This window comes from Xanthobacter sp. ZOL 2024 (assembly GCF_052932325.1).
In genome coordinates, this window is record NZ_CM128808.1 from 4,744,822 (window position 1) to 4,759,729 (window position 14,908).

Below are 14,908 nucleotides of genomic sequence, written 5' to 3' on the forward strand. Positions count from 1 at the left end.
TGCAAACGGGTTTTCGCGCGCCCCATCGCCGCCGAGCCGGGCGCGCGGGGCGAGCCCCACGAACCGACCAGACAGGTGAGGACACGAGGTGACGGGCATTTCAGCACTGGGACTCCATCTGCCGCGGCTGCGCCTCGCCCGCAGCAGTATGGCCGCAGCCATGGATTGGCTGTCACCGCGCGCGCCGGCGCGGGGCGCGCGCACCCTCGCCTTCTGGGACGAAGACCCCATTTCCATGGGTGTCGCCGCTGCCCGCGCCAGCCTTATACAAGCGCCGCAGGCGCGGGCCGCCATCGGCGCCCTCACCTTCGCGACCACCACGCCGGTGTTCGCCGAGCCGCAGAATGCGAGCCTCGTCCATGCCGCGCTGCGCCTGCCGGAACGGGCCGCCACGCAGGACACCTCGGGCACCCTGCGCTGTGGGCTGGCGGCGCTCCACACGGCCCTGGAGAACTCCAGCCCCGCCCTCGTGGTAGCCGCCGACTGCCCGACGAGCCCGGCCGGGAGCCTCGCCGAATGGCGCTATGGCGATGGCGCCGCGGCGGCCCTGGTGAACCAGGGGCCGGCGCTTCTGGCCTATCGCGGCGGCGCCAGCCTCACCGCGCCGTTCATCGAGCGCTACCGCGCCGCCGATCGGCCTTTCGCCACCGACTGGGAGGAACGCTGGGTGCGCGAGGACGGCTTTCTCGACTTCGTGCCCCGCGCCATCGCCGCGGCCTTGGCGGAGGCTGGCCTGACGGCCGCCGACATCCATCATTTGGTGCTGCCCTGCGTCATCCCCGGCTGCGCCAAGGCTGTGGCCCAGGCGGCGGGCCTCGGCCACGCCCGGCTCGCCGATGACCTCGGCACCGAGTGCGGCGACACCGGTGCCGCCCATGGGCTGATGATGCTCACCCACGCCCTGGAAGACATGCAGCCGGGCGAGCGCGTGGTCGTGGCGCAATTCGGCCAGGGCGCGACGGCTCTGGTGCTGGAGGCCACCGACGCCATCCGTGGTTACTCCACCGGAGCGCGGGCCGCCCTGGCTGCCGGCATTCCCGAGACCAATTATCTCAAGCTGCCCCTCTTTCGCGGCCAGCTCGCGTGGGAGCGCGGACTGCGCGGCCGCCTACCCGTCAACGAGGCCCTGACCACCGCCTATCGCCAGGCCGGAGCGCTCCTGGGCTTCGTCGGCGGCCGCTGCGTCGAAACCGGGCGCGTGCAGTTCCCCGCCTCGCGCCTCCCCGTCACCGAGGCCGGCCTGCACCGCGCACCCCAGGGGCCATGGCCTCAGGAGCCGCCTGTTCAAGAACCTTGGCCGCTGGCGGACCTCGGCGGCACGGTGGCCACCGCCACCGCCGATCGCCTCGCCTTCTCGCGGCACCCACCCAATTGCTATGGCCTCGTCGACCTTCCCGGTGGCGGCCGGCTGATGATGGACTTCACGGACCCCGACGCGGCCGATCTCGCGCCCGGCGATCCAGTGCGCTTCGTCTTCCGCGTCAAGGATCTGGACGAGCGCACCGGTTACCGCCGCTACTTCTGGAAGGCCGTGGCGGACCGCCCGCAGCCGGCCCCCGCCGCTTGAGAGAAAGGCACCACGATGGCCACAGGGATCAAGGACAAGGTCGCCATTCTCGCCATGGGCTGCTCGCGTTTCGGCGAACGCTGGGACGTGGGCCAGGAAGAGCTGATGGTGGAAGCCTATCTGGAAGCACTCGGCCACGCCGGCATCGACCCCGGCATGATCGAGGCGGCATGGTATTCGTCCCATTATGACGACATCGGCGCCGGCAAGGCGGGCACTCCCATGGCCCAGGCGCTGCGGCTGCCGGCCATCGGCGTCACCCGGGTGGAGAATTTCTGCGCCGGCGGCACCGAGGCCTTTCGCGGCGCCGTCTATGCGGTGGCCTCCGGCGCGGTGGACATGGCGCTGGCGGTCGGCGTGGAAAAGCTGAAGGACACGGGATTTGCCGGCCTGCCGCCGGCCTCGCGCGGCACCTTCGCGCCCATGTATCTGCCCACCCACACCAATCCCGGCAACTTCGCGCAGCTGGCCCGGGCCTACGGCGGCCGCCATGGCATCGCGCCCCATGACCTGAAGCGGGCCATGGCTCACACTTCCATGAAGAGCCATGCCAATGCGGTGACCAACAAGAACGCCCACCTGCGCAAGGCCATCACCATGGAACAGGCGCTGAATGCCCCCATGGTGGCCGATCCCCTGGGGCTGTTCGATTGCTGCCCCGTTTCCGATGGCGCGGCCTGCGCCATCGTCACCACGCCAGACATCGCCCGCAGCCTCGCCGCCAACGCGCCAGTGCTGGTGAAAGCCATCCAGCTCGTCACCTCCAACGGCTGGGAGGTGCAGCAGAGCGATTGGAACGGGGCCTATGTGCACACCGCCCGCATCGCCGCCCACCGCGCCTATGCGGAAGCCGGTATTGGCGATCCGCGCGCCGCGCTCAGTCTCGCCGAGCTGCACGACTGCTTTTCCATCACCGAGCTGGTGACCCTGGAGGACATCGGCCTCGCCGACGAGGGCACCGCCTGGAAGCGGATGCTGGACGGCGCCTTCGACGCGGATGGCGCCCTACCCTGCCAGGTGGACGGCGGGCTGAAGTGCTTCGGCCATCCGGTAGGGGCCTCCGGCCTGCGCATGCTCTACGAGTGCTGGCTCCAGCTGACCGGCCAGGCGGGGGCGCGCCAGCTCGGCGCCCCCAGCCTCGCCCTCACCCACAATCTGGGCGGCGCGCCGGCCCAGAACGTGTGTTCCATCACCATCCTCGGCGCCGACTGACCGGCGCCGCAGCTCACTCCGCCAGCGCCGCACCGACCGCGGCGGCGATGGCCCCGGTGGAATGGCTGCGCGGGCGCACGCCGATGCCGCGGGCGGTGACCGCCTCGATCGCCCGCAGCACCGCGGCGGCCGCCGCGCCCTCGCCGAGATGTTCCAGCATCATCGCTCCCGACCAGATGGCGGCAATGGGATTGGCCACGCCCTGGCCGGCGATGTCGGGGGCGGAACCGTGCACCGGCTCGAACATGGAGGGCGCCGACCGGTCGGGACAGACATTGGCCGCTGCCGCATAGCCGAGCCCGCCCTGGATGGCGGCACCCAGATCGGTCAGGATGTCGCCGAACAGGTTGGAGGCGACAACCACATCCAGGCTCTCGGGCGCCATCACCATCCTGGCGGCCATGGCATCGATGTGCATGTGGCTGACGGTGATGTCCGGATAATCGGCGGCCACGGCGCGGGTCATCTCGTCCCAGAACACCATGGAGTATTTCTGCGCATTGGACTTGGTGACCGAGGTCACATGCTTGCGCCGGAGCCGGGCCTGTTCGAAGGCAAAGCGCAGGATCCGCTCCACCCCGGCCCGGGTGAAGATGGCGGTTTCCACCGCTACCTCGTTCGCAGCGCCATGATGCACCCGGCCACCGGCCCCGGCATATTCGCCCTCGGTGTTCTCGCGAATGCACAGGATGTCGAAGCCGGACGCTTTCAGCGGCCCCTCCACCCCGGCCAGCAGGCGATGCGGACGGATATTGGCATATTGGTTGAACGCCTTGCGGATCGGCAGCAGCAGGCCGTGCAGGGAGACGGCATCGGGCACCGTCTGCGGCCAGCCCACTGCGCCGAGGAAGATGGCATCGAAACCGCGCAGGCGGTCGATGCCATCGGCAGGCATCATGGCGCCGTGTTCCAGGTAATAGCGGCAGGACCAGGGAAAGCTCTGCGTGTCGAGGGCGAAGCCGAAACGCTGCCCTGCCGCATCGAGAACCGGCAGCGCGGCATCGATCACGTCGACACCGATGCCGTCGCCGGGGATGAGGGCAATGGAATAACGCTTCATCGGCTTTGCTCCGCTGTGGACGGCACCGGCTCGCGCCGCGGCGACGATCGGGCCAGCCACTGCTCGTAGGCCTTCAGATGGGTAAAGGCGAGCTCCAGTTCGGGGCTGGTGATGCCATGCCGGCGCGCCTTGTCGCGCACGTAGCCGACAATGTGATCGCCCTCGATGCGCCGGCCCTGCCGGATATCCCGCAGCATGGAAGTTTCATAGGCCGAGGCCGGATCGGAGAACACCTCGCGATAGCTGCGCACGAAGTCGGCGCCCGGGGCGAATCCCTCGTGCCCGGCGATAGCGCACACCGCATCGAAGAGCTCAGCGAACTGCCGCGCGCCATCGGGCGTGCGCACGATGTCGCCCACGCTCGCCCGCATCAGGCAGGTCATGGCGGCCGCCGTCGCCAGGTGAACGAGCTTCTCCCACATGCGCTGGCGGATGTCGGAGACCGCTTCGGCCTCCACCCCCACCGCGCCGGCAAAGGCCGCCTGCAGCGCCAGAACGCGCGGGCTCAGGGTGCCATTCTGCTCGCCGAACACCACGAAGCGCCAGTCGTTCAACTGGCGAATGGTGCCGTCCTCACTCACCGCCGCCTGAATCTTGGCGAGGCCGCCGAGCACCCGCGACGCGCCGAACACATCGTTCAGCCGATCGAGATGGGCGAGGCCGTTCAGGAGCGGCAGCACCGCCGTCTGCGGCCCCACCGCCGGCGTCACATCGGCAATGGACGCCTCAAGGTCATAGGCCTTGCAGGCGATGAGCACCACGTCGAACGGCCCCTCCAGCGTCTCGGCCCGAACGGTGCGCACCGGGATGTGCGCGGCGCCGAACGGGCTCTCGATGCGCAGCCCGTCGCGGGCGAGGCGCTCCTGCCGGGCGGCGCGCACGAGAAAGGTCACGTCCGCGCCCGCCTCGGCAAGCCGCCCGCCGAAATAGCCGCCAATGCCGCCCGCGCCCAACACCAGAATCCGCTGTCTCATCACAGTCATATCCTCCCTGCCCGCAGCCGGTGCACCGGTGCGGGTCGTTGTGTCCACCATTGAGGAAAGGCGTGCTCCTCAAGCATCTTCAAGCGAAGTGGATCCCGGCTTGCGTGAAGAAAATGCGAGAGTTCAATGAGCTAGAGCCCCAGATAGGCCTCCCGCACGGCGGCGCTGTCGCGCAGTTCCGCCGCGCTTCCGGCCACCGCGACGCAGCCGTTTTCCAGCACATAGCCGCGATCGATACAGTCGAGCGCCAGCGCCACGTTCTGTTCCACGAGCAGGATGGCGATGCCTTCCTCGCGGATCGCGGCGATGGTGCGGTACACCTCCTGCACCACGATAGGCGCCAACCCGAGCGAGGGCTCGTCGAGGATCAGAAGCTGCGGCCGCAGCATCAGCGCGCGGCCGATGGCCACCATCTGCTGCTCCCCACCGGAGAGGGTGCCCGCCATCTGCGCTTTGCGCTCGCCAAGGCGGGGGAACAGCGCATAGATCCGCTCCAGCGACTGCGCCCGATGGGGCCGGCTGTCGGCGGTGAGCGCCCCCACCAGCAGGTTTTCCTCGACGCTCATGCGCTTGAAGATCTGGCGCCCTTCCGGCACATGGGCGACGCCCAGGCCCGGCACCTCGTCGGGGCGCATCCTGGCGGTGCTGCGGCCCTGCCATCGGATGTCTCCGGACTGGAACGGCACCAGGCGGGAGATGGCCCGCGCCAAAGTGGTCTTTCCGGCCCGGTTCGCGCCGAGAACGCCGACACATTGGTGGCGGTCCATCTGCAGCGAGACGCCGCGCAGCGCGTTGACGCGGCCGTAGGACACGCGCAGGTCGGACACTTCAAGCAACATCGCGATGCTCCCCGCCGAGATAGGATTCAATCACCTTCGGGTGCCGAGCCACCTCCTGCGGGCGCCCCTCGGCGATCTTCACCCCGTGATCCATGGCCACGATGCGATCGGCCACCGCCATCACCGCGCGCATGTTGTGCTCCACCACGATGATCGCCATGCCCGATGCCCGCAGCCGGCGGATCATCTCAAGGGCCAGATCGGTCTCCTGTGGCGTCAGGCCGGCCATGGCCTCGTCCAGCAGCAAAACCTTGGGGCGGGTGGTGACGGCGCGGGCGATCTCCAGCCGCAGCCGGTCCACCGTATTGAGCTCGCCGGCCGTGGGGGCGAGATCGGGATCGAGCCCCACCAGCTCCAGCGCCTCCAGCCCCAGCGCGCGGGCCTGCGCCAGCGTCGGGCAGCGCAGCAGCCCGGCCACCACCACATTGTCGAGGATCGACATGTCCTCGAACAGGGCCGTGTTCTGGAAGGTCTTCACCACCCCGAGCCGCGCCACCGCATGGGCCGGCAGGCCGGTCAGGCGCGTGCCCTCCAAGATGACACTGCCGCGGGTGGGCTGATCAAGCCCGGCGAGCAGGGTGAAGGTGGTGCTCTTGCCGGCCCCATTGGGACCGATGAGGCCGAGTATCTCCGCCCCCTTCAGGGTGAAGCTGACCTCGTTCACGGCGATAAGGCCCCCGAACTGGCGGGTCAGCCCCTCCACCACCAGCAGCGGATCACCGGGAGCCGCGTCCGCCGTGGTGAGCACCGCGGTGGCAGGCGCGACCTGCGGGCGCGCGGTGGGCAGCAGCCCCTTCACGATGCTCAGCAGCCCATTGGGCCGGATGAGGATGAGGGCGATGAGCAAGGCGCCATAGATGAACCGGCTGAGGGCCGCCGAATTGCCGGTGAAGGTGGCGTTGGCCCATTCATCCAGCGGCACCAGGATGAGCGCCCCCACGAACGGCCCCCAGATGAGGCCGATGCCCCCCAGAATGGTCATCATGGCGAGCTTGATGGAGATGGTCCAGAAGCCGAACACCGTGTCGGGATCGATGAAGAACTGGAACTGCGCGTAAAGGGTGCCGAACGCCGCCATGAGCCCGCCGCTCCAGGCATTGGCGATCAATTTGGCGCGGGTGGTGTCCACCCCGCTCGCCTCGGCCGCCTCCGGACTGTTCTTCAGCGCCCGCAGACGATAGCCCAGAGGCCCACGATCAAAGCCGTAGCTGACGGCGAGAACCACCGCGAGCATGCCCAGGGCGATGAAGTAATAGGGCCGGCTGCCCTCGAACTGGAAGGCCCAGAAACTCGCATTCGGCAGGTAGGGCACGGAGAGGCCCACGGGGCCGCCGGTGAGCCCGGTGAAGTAGAGCGCCAGGATGCGCAGCAACTCCACTGCGGCGAGGGTCGCCAGGGTGTAGTAATGGCCCCGCAGATGCATGGTCGGGATGCCGATGACGAGGCTCGCCAGCACCCCGATGAAGCCGGCCACCAGCATGCCGCCCCATGGGCTGAGCCCGTAATGGATGAACAGCAGGGTGGAGGCATAGGCGCCGAGGCCGAAGAAGGCCGCGTGGCCCATGGAGATGAGGTTGGCGAAGCCGCCCACCAGGTTCCAGGCGGTGGCTGCCCCGGCAAACAGAACCGCCAGGGTCAGGATGCGCAAATTATAGCCGTCGCCTTCCATCAGAAGGCCGAGGGCGACCATCGCCAGCACGGTTGCGAGGATACACAGGGCTTCGGCGCGCGAGACGGCGAGGCCGCGAAGAAAGCCGCTCATGCCTTGGCTCCCAGGAGGCCGGAGGGACGGAACAGGAGGGTGGCGAGGAAGATGGCGAACACCACCACGTTCTGCAGCTGCGTGGGCAGGAACACCGCGCTGACCGCATGAATGACCCCCACTACGAGGCCACCCACCACAGCGCCGGAGACGCTGCCGAGACCGCCCAGGGTCACCACGGTGAACATCACCAGCGAGTAATTGTGGCCGACAGTGGGGAACACATAGGCGTAGGGCAGGATCACCGCGCCGGCGACGCCGGCAAGGCCGGTCCCAAGGCCGAAGGCGATCATGTAGATGCGCGTGGGATTGATGCCCATGAGCTGCGCCGCCGTGCGGTTCTGGGAGGTGGCGCGCATGGCGCGCCCCATGTCGGTGCGCTCCAGGAAGGCCCAGAGCAGCGCCGCCATCACCGCCGAGGCGAGGAAGGCGAGCAGGTAGGGCACCGAGACCTGCAGCCCGCCGAAGGTGAGGGCGGCGGTCTGATAGGGCGTGACGACACTGAGGAAGGTGGCGCCGAACAGAAGCTGGGCACCGGCCACCAGCACGAACGAGAGGCCGACGGTGAGAAAGATCTGTGACACCATCGGCGCGCGCAGCACCGGCTGGATCAGCAGACGCTGCACCGCCGCGCCGAACGCGAACACCGCCAGGAAGACGATGGGAACCGCAGCGATGGGGTCGAGCCCCACCGCCGCGAACACCGCATAAGCGACGTACATGCCCAGCATCACGAATTCCGACTGGGCAAAGTTGACGATCTCCATGACGCCGAACACCAGCGCCAGGCCAACCGCGAGGACCGCGTAAACACCCCCGATCAGGATGCCGTTCACGATCGCTTGGAGGATCTGTTCCGTCATGAGGGCACCCTGATCCTTAAGGCGTGGCTCAGGGCCAGATGACCGAACGGGTGGCATCCTGCTTGGGCCACACGGTGAAGAGCTCGCCGTCCTGCCATTGCACCAGGATGGGGTGGGCGCGGGAATTGAGGCCGGTCTCGTCGAACTTCGCGCCACCGCCCGGCATGCCGTTCACCGGCGCGGATGTGACGTCGAGGGTGCGCAGCACCGGGCCGAGCTCGGCGGGCTTGGTGGTCTTGCCCTTGCTCATGGCTTCCGCCACCACATAGACCAGCGCGCTGTGCTCGAACGCATCGTGGGTCATGAAGGTACCGTATTTCTTGCGATAGGCCTCGCCGAACGCGCCATAATGGTCGTAATTGGCGTAGACGGTGCTCATCACCCCATTGGCCAGCGGCCCCAGGGCCTCCTTGAACTCGGGGATCACATAGCCGGCCGCCGCGCCGACGATGGGCATGGTGAGCCCGGCCTGGCGCATGCCGCGCACCAGCAGCACCGCATCCGAGAAATAGGACACGCCCAGCACCACGTCGGGGTTGCCCGCGCGGATCTTCTGGATCAACGGCATCACGTCGTTGATGCCCTGCGGATAGGCTTCCGCCAGGGCGACATCCATGCCGATCTCCTTGGCGCGCTTCAGCAGGCCCGCGGCGGTGGACTGGCCATAGGCGGTGTCCTCATAGACCACCGCGATCTTCTTGATCTGCTTGCCGTTGGCCTTGGCCAGGGCGATGGTGTCGTCGAGCTGCGCGGCGCCGTAGACCGAGGCGCGGGTGGTGATCTGGAAATAATTCTTGAAGCCGCGGGTGGTCAGCGTGTCCGAGGTGGCCATGCCCAGCAGCGGGGTGCGATTGCGCTCCGCCACCTCGCTGGCGGCGATGGTCAGGGAGCTTGCGAAGCAGCAGATGATCGCCGAAACGCGATCACGCGAAATGATGCGCTGGGCCACCGAGGCGGCCGTGGTGGGATCGCTCGCCGCATCGGCCACCACCAGCTCGATCTTGGCGCCGCCAAGCCCCTCGATGCCCCCGGCGGCATTGATGCGCTCCACCGCCAGCTCGATGGCACGCAGCGAATTCTGCCCGAACGGCGCCTGCCCGCCGGTGAGCGGCATGATGACGCCGAGCTTCACCGGCTCGACCGCGGCCGCCGCGCCGGAGGCCAGCACGCCCACCGTGGTGAGCGCCGCGGCGGCAAGCCGCGTGAAAAGGGAGGCGCGCGCCGGAGCTCGCAAATGCGTGATGGTGCTCGCGTGTGTCATGGATAACCCCTCTGTTCTGGCTCTGATTTTTCTCTGGATGTTCTTTCGTCCGATTGTCTCGGGTCTTGGCTTGACTGTTCAGGCGAGCGCGATGGCCTCGATCTCGATATCGGCGGCAAACGGCCATGAACCCACGGCCACGAAGGTGCGGGCGGGCGGCGCGGCGGCGAACATCTCGCGATAGACGGCGTTGACCTGCTCGAAATAGCCCGTGTTGGTGCAGTAGACGGTCACCTTCAGCACCTTCTCGACGCTGCTGCCGGCGGCGGCCAGGGCCGCCGCCACGTTCTCCAGCACCTGCCGGGTCTGGACGCGGATATCCCCCTCCACCATGGCGCCGGTGGCCGGATCGATGGGCGGCAGGCCGGAGACGAACACGAGGCCGCCGCCGCGCGTCACCACCGACAGCGGGATGTCGCGCGCCTGGATGGCCTCGGACAGGCCGGGCACCGTGGGAACCTGCTTTTCCAGCGCGTTCGCGACATGGGGAGCGGGGGGCAAGGCCATGTTCTCTCCTGTGACTTCGGGACGTCCGCCATCGCTGCCGCCCGGGACCGGCCGAGGCGGAGGGTTACGATGGGTGTGGGAAGGGACGAGGTGCGGCGCCGTGCGGCCCCGCGGATCAGACCACCTCGGCGGTGGGGTCCTCCACCGCCGGCAGCGGTGCGGGGGGCGTGAAGGTCACCGGTGCCCGCGCGTCCTGATGCACGGTCAGCGCCAGCACATCGGGCCGCGCATAATGCCCGACGGGATCGAAATCGAACTTGGCGCGCACCACCTCGCGCAGGTCGATCTGCGCGGTCAGCAATGCCTCGCCCTCGAAATCCGGCCCCGCCAGCACCTGCCCCATGGGATCGACGATGCAGGACCCACCCCGGGAGAAGACCGCGTTCGGTTCCTCGCCCAGGTGCGAGGGATAGCTGGCGGGATAGTCGGTCCGGCGGCAGAACTGGTTGGCCGACAAGACGAAGCACCGGCCTTCCATGGCGATGTGCCGCATGGTGGGCAGCCAGGTCTCGCGGCCATCGGCGGTGGGGGCGCAATAGAGTTCCACGCCTTTGCCATACATGGCCGCGCGCAGCAGCGGCATGTAGTTTTCCCAGCAGATCACCGCGCCCATGCGACCGAGCGGCGTCTCATAAACCGGCAGCGTGGAGCCATCGCCGAAGCCCCAGATGAGGCGCTCGGAACCGGTGGGCATCAGCTTGCGATGCTTGCCGAGATAGGTGCCATCGGCGGCAAACGACAGCACCGTGCAGTAAAGCGTGCCGCCATCCCGCTCGATGACACCGATGACCAGTTGCAGGGCGGAGGCGCGGGCAATGGCGCTGAGGCGCTCCACCACCGGGCCGGGCACCTCCACCGAGCTTTCCCAATAGAGCCGGAACTGCTCCCGTCCCTCCGCCGTGCGCAGCCCCACGAACGCGCCAAAGTCGAGCCCGCGCGGATAAGCCGAGATGAAGGCCTCAGGGAACACCGCCAAAGCCGCGCCGGCCCGGGCCGCGTCGGCCGCGAGATCGGCCACCTTGTCCAATGTCCGCTCAATGTCGAAGGACACCGGAGCCGCCTGGACCACCGCCGCGGTGAACGGGGCGGGAACCTTGGGGACGAAGGGAGAAGCGGACGGCGACGGCATGGGGAAAAACTCCTTCGGCGCGACAACAGCAGCATCGGCACGAAGGATCATCCGGCAGGGAAAGCGTTCTCAGAAGACGAAAGAATAGAACTTTTCGTTGCCATTTCGGCAACGCTATGCACTCTGCCGCCCAATTCATCGCGGCGCGGCAAAGGTCTCGAAGGCATCGAGCAGCCGCTGCAGCACCGTCTCCGCCGCCAGCGACATCAACCGCTCCTTGTGAACGCACACGGCGATGGTCGAGGTCTCGAAGGCTGCGCAATCCACCTTGATGGCGCACAGCGTGCCCGCATGCACATCGCGCCGCACCGCGAACAGCGGCACCAGCGACACCCCTAGGCCATCCCGCGCGAAGGTCTTGGAAAACTCGACGGAATTGATGACCACCGCCGGCTCGATCACCATGTGGGCCGCCTTGACCGCCTGATCGAACACCACGCGCACCGTGTAATCCGACGACTGCAGACAGAGCGGCCCGGCTTCCAGCTCGTGCAGCGCGACGATCTCGCGTTGGCTGAACGGGTGGTTGGGCGCGGCGATGAGGCGGATGGGATGCACGATCTCACGCAGCACCGCCACGTCAGGATGGGCCTCCGGCTGGAAGATGACGCCGATGTCGCATTTGTCCTGAGCCAGGGCATCGAGGCTGGAGCGCGAGCCGGCCACCTGCACCTCATAGGTGATGCCGGGAAACTCCCGCCGCAACTCGCCGATGAGCTCGAACACCAGGTCTGCCACCGCCCCTTCGGCGGTATTGATCTTCACATGGCCGCGCTTGAGCGACTGGAGATCGTCGATTTCCGAGCGCATGCGCTCAAAGCCGCGCATGGTGGTGCGGGCATAGCGGATCACCACCTCCCCGAAGGCCGTGGGCTTCATGCCGCCCGCGTGGCGATCGAACAGCGGCACGCCCAGTTCATGCTCCAGATTGGCAATCTGGCGGCTCAGCGCCGAGGGAGCGATGTGCAGCACCTCCGCCGCGCGCCGCACCGAGCCGGCATTGGCGATTTCCACCAGGTATTTCAGATCTGCTTGCATCGGCCCCGCCTTCCCCGGGCGGCCATAATCCACCGCACCGCCCGCCGCCAGCAACCCGTGCGCCCATAGCAGGTGCAGCCGCCGGCAACGCAAGTGCAACATGGTGAAGACGGCGCTGCAAAACAGGCTTTTCCGCAGCTGTGTCCGGGTGACACGTGCGACATAGTGCCATTTGGCACCATTGCGGGCACCATCCCTCCCGCAGTTAGAATTCTCCCAATAAAGAACGACCGGAAACGACCAGGGGCGAGCCACCGAAAACATGATGTTTTCGGGCGCGGATAGTTGCGCGCCAGACTTCTCCTTGCGCCTTTTCGGGAAAAATATTCGGCTGCCAAGTTCAGGCAGGCCGGATCTGCATGGGGAGTGAAATGACCCACGACGACCTGACCATCAGCAAGTACGATATTCTGTTCGAGCCTATCAAGATCGGCCCGAAGGTGCTGAAGAACCGGTTCTATCAGGTGCCGCACTGCATTGGCGCGGGCTCCGACAAGCCCGGTTTCCAGGCGGCCCATCGCTCCATCAAGGCCGAAGGCGGCTGGGGCGCGGTCAACACCGAATATTGCTCCATCCATCCGGAAGCGGATGACACCCACCGTGTCTCAGCGCGCATCTGGGACGAAGGCGACGTGCGGAATCTCTCGGCGATGACCTCCGAGATCCACAAATACGGCGCCCTGGCAGGCGTCGAGCTCTGGTACGGCGGTGCGCACGCCCCCTGCATGGAAACCCGCCAGACCGCCCGCGGCCCCAGCCAGTATGCCTCCGAGTTCGAATCCCTCACCTATTGCCACGAGATGGATTACGACGACATCCGTCGCGTGCAGGGCTTCTACGTGGAAGCCGCCCGCCGCGCCCGCGATGCCGGCTTCGACATCATCTATTGCTATGGCGCGCACTCCTATCTGCCGCTGCAGTTTCTCTCCAAATATTACAACAAGCGCACCGACAAATACGGCGGCAGCTTCGAGAACCGCGCCCGCTTCTGGATCGAAACCCTGGAGCAGATGAAGGCCGCGGTGGGCTCCGAATGCGCCATCGCCACCCGCTTCGCCGTCGATACCCTGATCGGCGAGGAAGGCGTGGAGGTGGAGCGCGACGGCCTGAAGTTCGTTGAACTGGCCGACAATGTGGTGGACCTGTGGGACGTGAATGTCGGCGACATCGCCGAGTGGGGTGAGGATGCTGGCCCCTCGCGCTTCTACCGCCAGGGCCATCAGCTCTCCTGGCAGAAGTTCGTGAAGCAGGCGTCCAAGAAATGCGTGCTCGGCGTCGGCCGCTTTACTGATCCCGAAAAGATGGTGGAAGTCATCCGCAACGGTGAGCTGGACGTGATCGGCGCGGCGCGCCCCTCCATCGCCGATCCGTTCCTGCCACAGAAGATCCGCGATGGCCGGCTGGATGATATCCGCACCTGCATCGGCTGCAACGTGTGCATCTCCCGCTGGGAGATCGGCGGCCCGCCCATGATCTGCACCCAGAACGCCACCGCCGGCGAGGAATTCCGGCGCGGCTGGCATCCGGAGCGCTTCCCCAAGAAGGGATCGGACGACTCCATCTTGGTGGTGGGGGCGGGCCCCGCCGGTTCGGAATGCGCCCGCGTGCTGCTGGAGCGCGGCTATGTGGTGCATCTGGTGGACAGCGCCGAGAAGGTGGGCGGCTATGTGAACGATGTCGCCACCCTGCCGGGCCTCGGCGAATGGAGCTACCACCGCGACTATCGCGAGGTGCAGCTCACCAAGCTGATGAAGCGCAGCCGCGACAGCCAGATGGCCCTGGGCAGCAAGCGCCTCACCGTGGATGATGTGCTGGACTATGGCGCCGACAAGGTGGTGGTCGCCACCGGCGCCCACTGGGTGGCCGACGGCACCAACTGCCTCACCCACGCCCCCATTCCCGGCCTCGACGGCGCGCGGCGCGACAATGTGCTGACGCCAGAGGACGTGATCCGCGGCACCAAGCCCATCGGCAAGCGCGTCGTCATCCTCAATGCCGATCCCTATTACATGGCGCCCAGCCTGGCGCAGAAGCTGGCGGAAGCGGGACACCAGGTGACGGTGGCCAGCGGCGTCGAGCTCGGCCGCTACATGCACTTCACCCTGGAAGCGCCCAACATGCACCGGATGCTGCACGAGCTGCACATCAACGTGATGGGCGATACCTGGGCGAGCCGGGTCGAGGAGGGGCGGATCGAGCTCTACAACATCTGGGGTGACGGCCATAAGCGCAGCTACACCGGCCCCGGCAAGATGCCCCGCGCGGCCAACACCACCCATGCCTGGCACGAGTTCGACACGCTGGTGCTGGTGACCGCCCGCCGCTCCGACGACACCCTGTTCCGGGGGCTGAAGGACCGTGCCGGCGAGTGGGCCGCGCACGGGGTGAAGGGGGTCTACATCATCGGCGATGCCTGGGCGCCCAAGCTCATCGCCGACGCCACCTTCGACGGCCAGCGGCTCGCCCGCGAAATCGAGGAGGCGAACCCGCAGGAGCCCAAGCCGTATCGCCGCGAGGCGGCCGTCTACGGCGCCCCCTACCAGCCGGGGGGCTCCTACGAGATCCGCTACCAGGGCTAGTTCCCCTCGCCCCGGTCATGCGGGCGGGACGCCAGAGCCGCGTCCCGCAAGCGCCGCCCGCTCCGCCGGGCGGCGCCCTTCTTCTTCACTGGACGAGACGCAGGCGGC

12 protein-coding genes are annotated in these 14,908 nt (G+C 67.6%); 3 read left to right on the plus strand and 9 right to left on the minus strand.

Going from position 1 to position 14,908, the window contains the following annotated elements; translation table 11 throughout:
* Positions 1-160 precede the first annotated feature (160 nt).
* Both ACU4E7_RS21735 and ACU4E7_RS21740 read left to right on the plus strand, forming a co-directional pair.
* Positions 161-1,567 carry an OB-fold domain-containing protein gene (locus ACU4E7_RS21735; protein WP_447020111.1) on the plus strand — a complete coding sequence of 469 codons (1,407 nt, stop codon included), beginning with the start codon at positions 161-163 and terminating at the stop codon, positions 1,565-1,567.
* A gap of 15 nt (positions 1,568-1,582) precedes the next feature.
* A complete protein-coding gene (locus ACU4E7_RS21740) occupies positions 1,583-2,779 on the plus strand; it encodes an acetyl-CoA acetyltransferase (RefSeq protein WP_447020112.1) in 1,197 nt (398 codons plus the stop codon).
* A gap of 13 nt (positions 2,780-2,792) precedes the next feature.
* On the opposite strand, the gene ACU4E7_RS21745 is transcribed toward ACU4E7_RS21740, so the two are convergent.
* The 9 genes from ACU4E7_RS21745 to ACU4E7_RS21785 all read right to left on the minus strand — a co-directional run bounded on the left by ACU4E7_RS21745 (position 2,793) and on the right by ACU4E7_RS21785 (position 12,221).
* Positions 2,793-3,839, minus strand: coding sequence for a tartrate dehydrogenase (locus ACU4E7_RS21745; RefSeq protein WP_447020113.1), 1,047 nt, complete (start codon positions 3,837-3,839; stop codon positions 2,793-2,795).
* Positions 3,836-4,813, minus strand: coding sequence for a ketopantoate reductase family protein (locus tag ACU4E7_RS21750; RefSeq protein WP_447020114.1), 978 nt, complete (start codon positions 4,811-4,813; stop codon positions 3,836-3,838). The genes ACU4E7_RS21745 and ACU4E7_RS21750 overlap by 4 nt, the downstream gene beginning before the upstream one ends.
* A 140-nt stretch (positions 4,814-4,953) precedes the next feature.
* Positions 4,954-5,658: an ABC transporter ATP-binding protein gene (locus ACU4E7_RS21755; protein ID WP_447021687.1), complete on the minus strand. Its 705-nt coding sequence runs from the start codon at positions 5,656-5,658 to the stop codon at positions 4,954-4,956.
* Positions 5,651-7,423, minus strand: a complete 1,773-nt coding sequence (locus ACU4E7_RS21760; RefSeq protein ID WP_447020115.1) for a branched-chain amino acid ABC transporter ATP-binding protein/permease — start codon at positions 7,421-7,423, stop codon at positions 5,651-5,653. Before ACU4E7_RS21760 ends, ACU4E7_RS21755 begins: the two co-directional genes overlap by 8 nt.
* A complete protein-coding gene (locus ACU4E7_RS21765; RefSeq protein WP_447020116.1) occupies positions 7,420-8,286 on the minus strand; it encodes a branched-chain amino acid ABC transporter permease in 867 nt (288 codons plus the stop codon). Before ACU4E7_RS21765 ends, ACU4E7_RS21760 begins: the two co-directional genes overlap by 4 nt.
* Before the next feature lie 28 nt (positions 8,287-8,314).
* The gene (locus tag ACU4E7_RS21770; RefSeq protein WP_238121002.1) at positions 8,315-9,547 is read right to left on the minus strand and encodes an ABC transporter substrate-binding protein; all 1,233 of its coding nucleotides are present in this window, start codon (positions 9,545-9,547) and stop codon (positions 8,315-8,317) included.
* 78 nt (positions 9,548-9,625) lie between these two features.
* Positions 9,626-10,054: a Rid family hydrolase gene (locus ACU4E7_RS21775; RefSeq protein WP_447020117.1), complete on the minus strand. Its 429-nt coding sequence runs from the start codon at positions 10,052-10,054 to the stop codon at positions 9,626-9,628.
* A gap of 115 nt (positions 10,055-10,169) precedes the next feature.
* Positions 10,170-11,183 (minus strand): nitrilase-related carbon-nitrogen hydrolase, encoded by a 1,014-nt coding sequence (locus tag ACU4E7_RS21780; RefSeq protein WP_447020118.1) that lies wholly within the window; start codon positions 11,181-11,183, stop codon positions 10,170-10,172.
* 135 nt (positions 11,184-11,318) lie between these two features.
* Entirely contained in the window at positions 11,319-12,221 is a 903-nt protein-coding gene (locus ACU4E7_RS21785) for a LysR family transcriptional regulator (RefSeq protein WP_447020119.1), read from the minus strand.
* A gap of 371 nt (positions 12,222-12,592) precedes the next feature.
* Here ACU4E7_RS21785 and ACU4E7_RS21790 point away from each other — a divergent pair, with 371 nt between their 5' ends.
* Complete coding sequence (locus tag ACU4E7_RS21790; protein ID WP_447020120.1) at positions 12,593-14,800, plus strand: oxidoreductase; 2,208 nt, start codon at positions 12,593-12,595, stop codon at positions 14,798-14,800.
* The last annotated feature ends 108 nt before the right edge of the window (positions 14,801-14,908 follow it).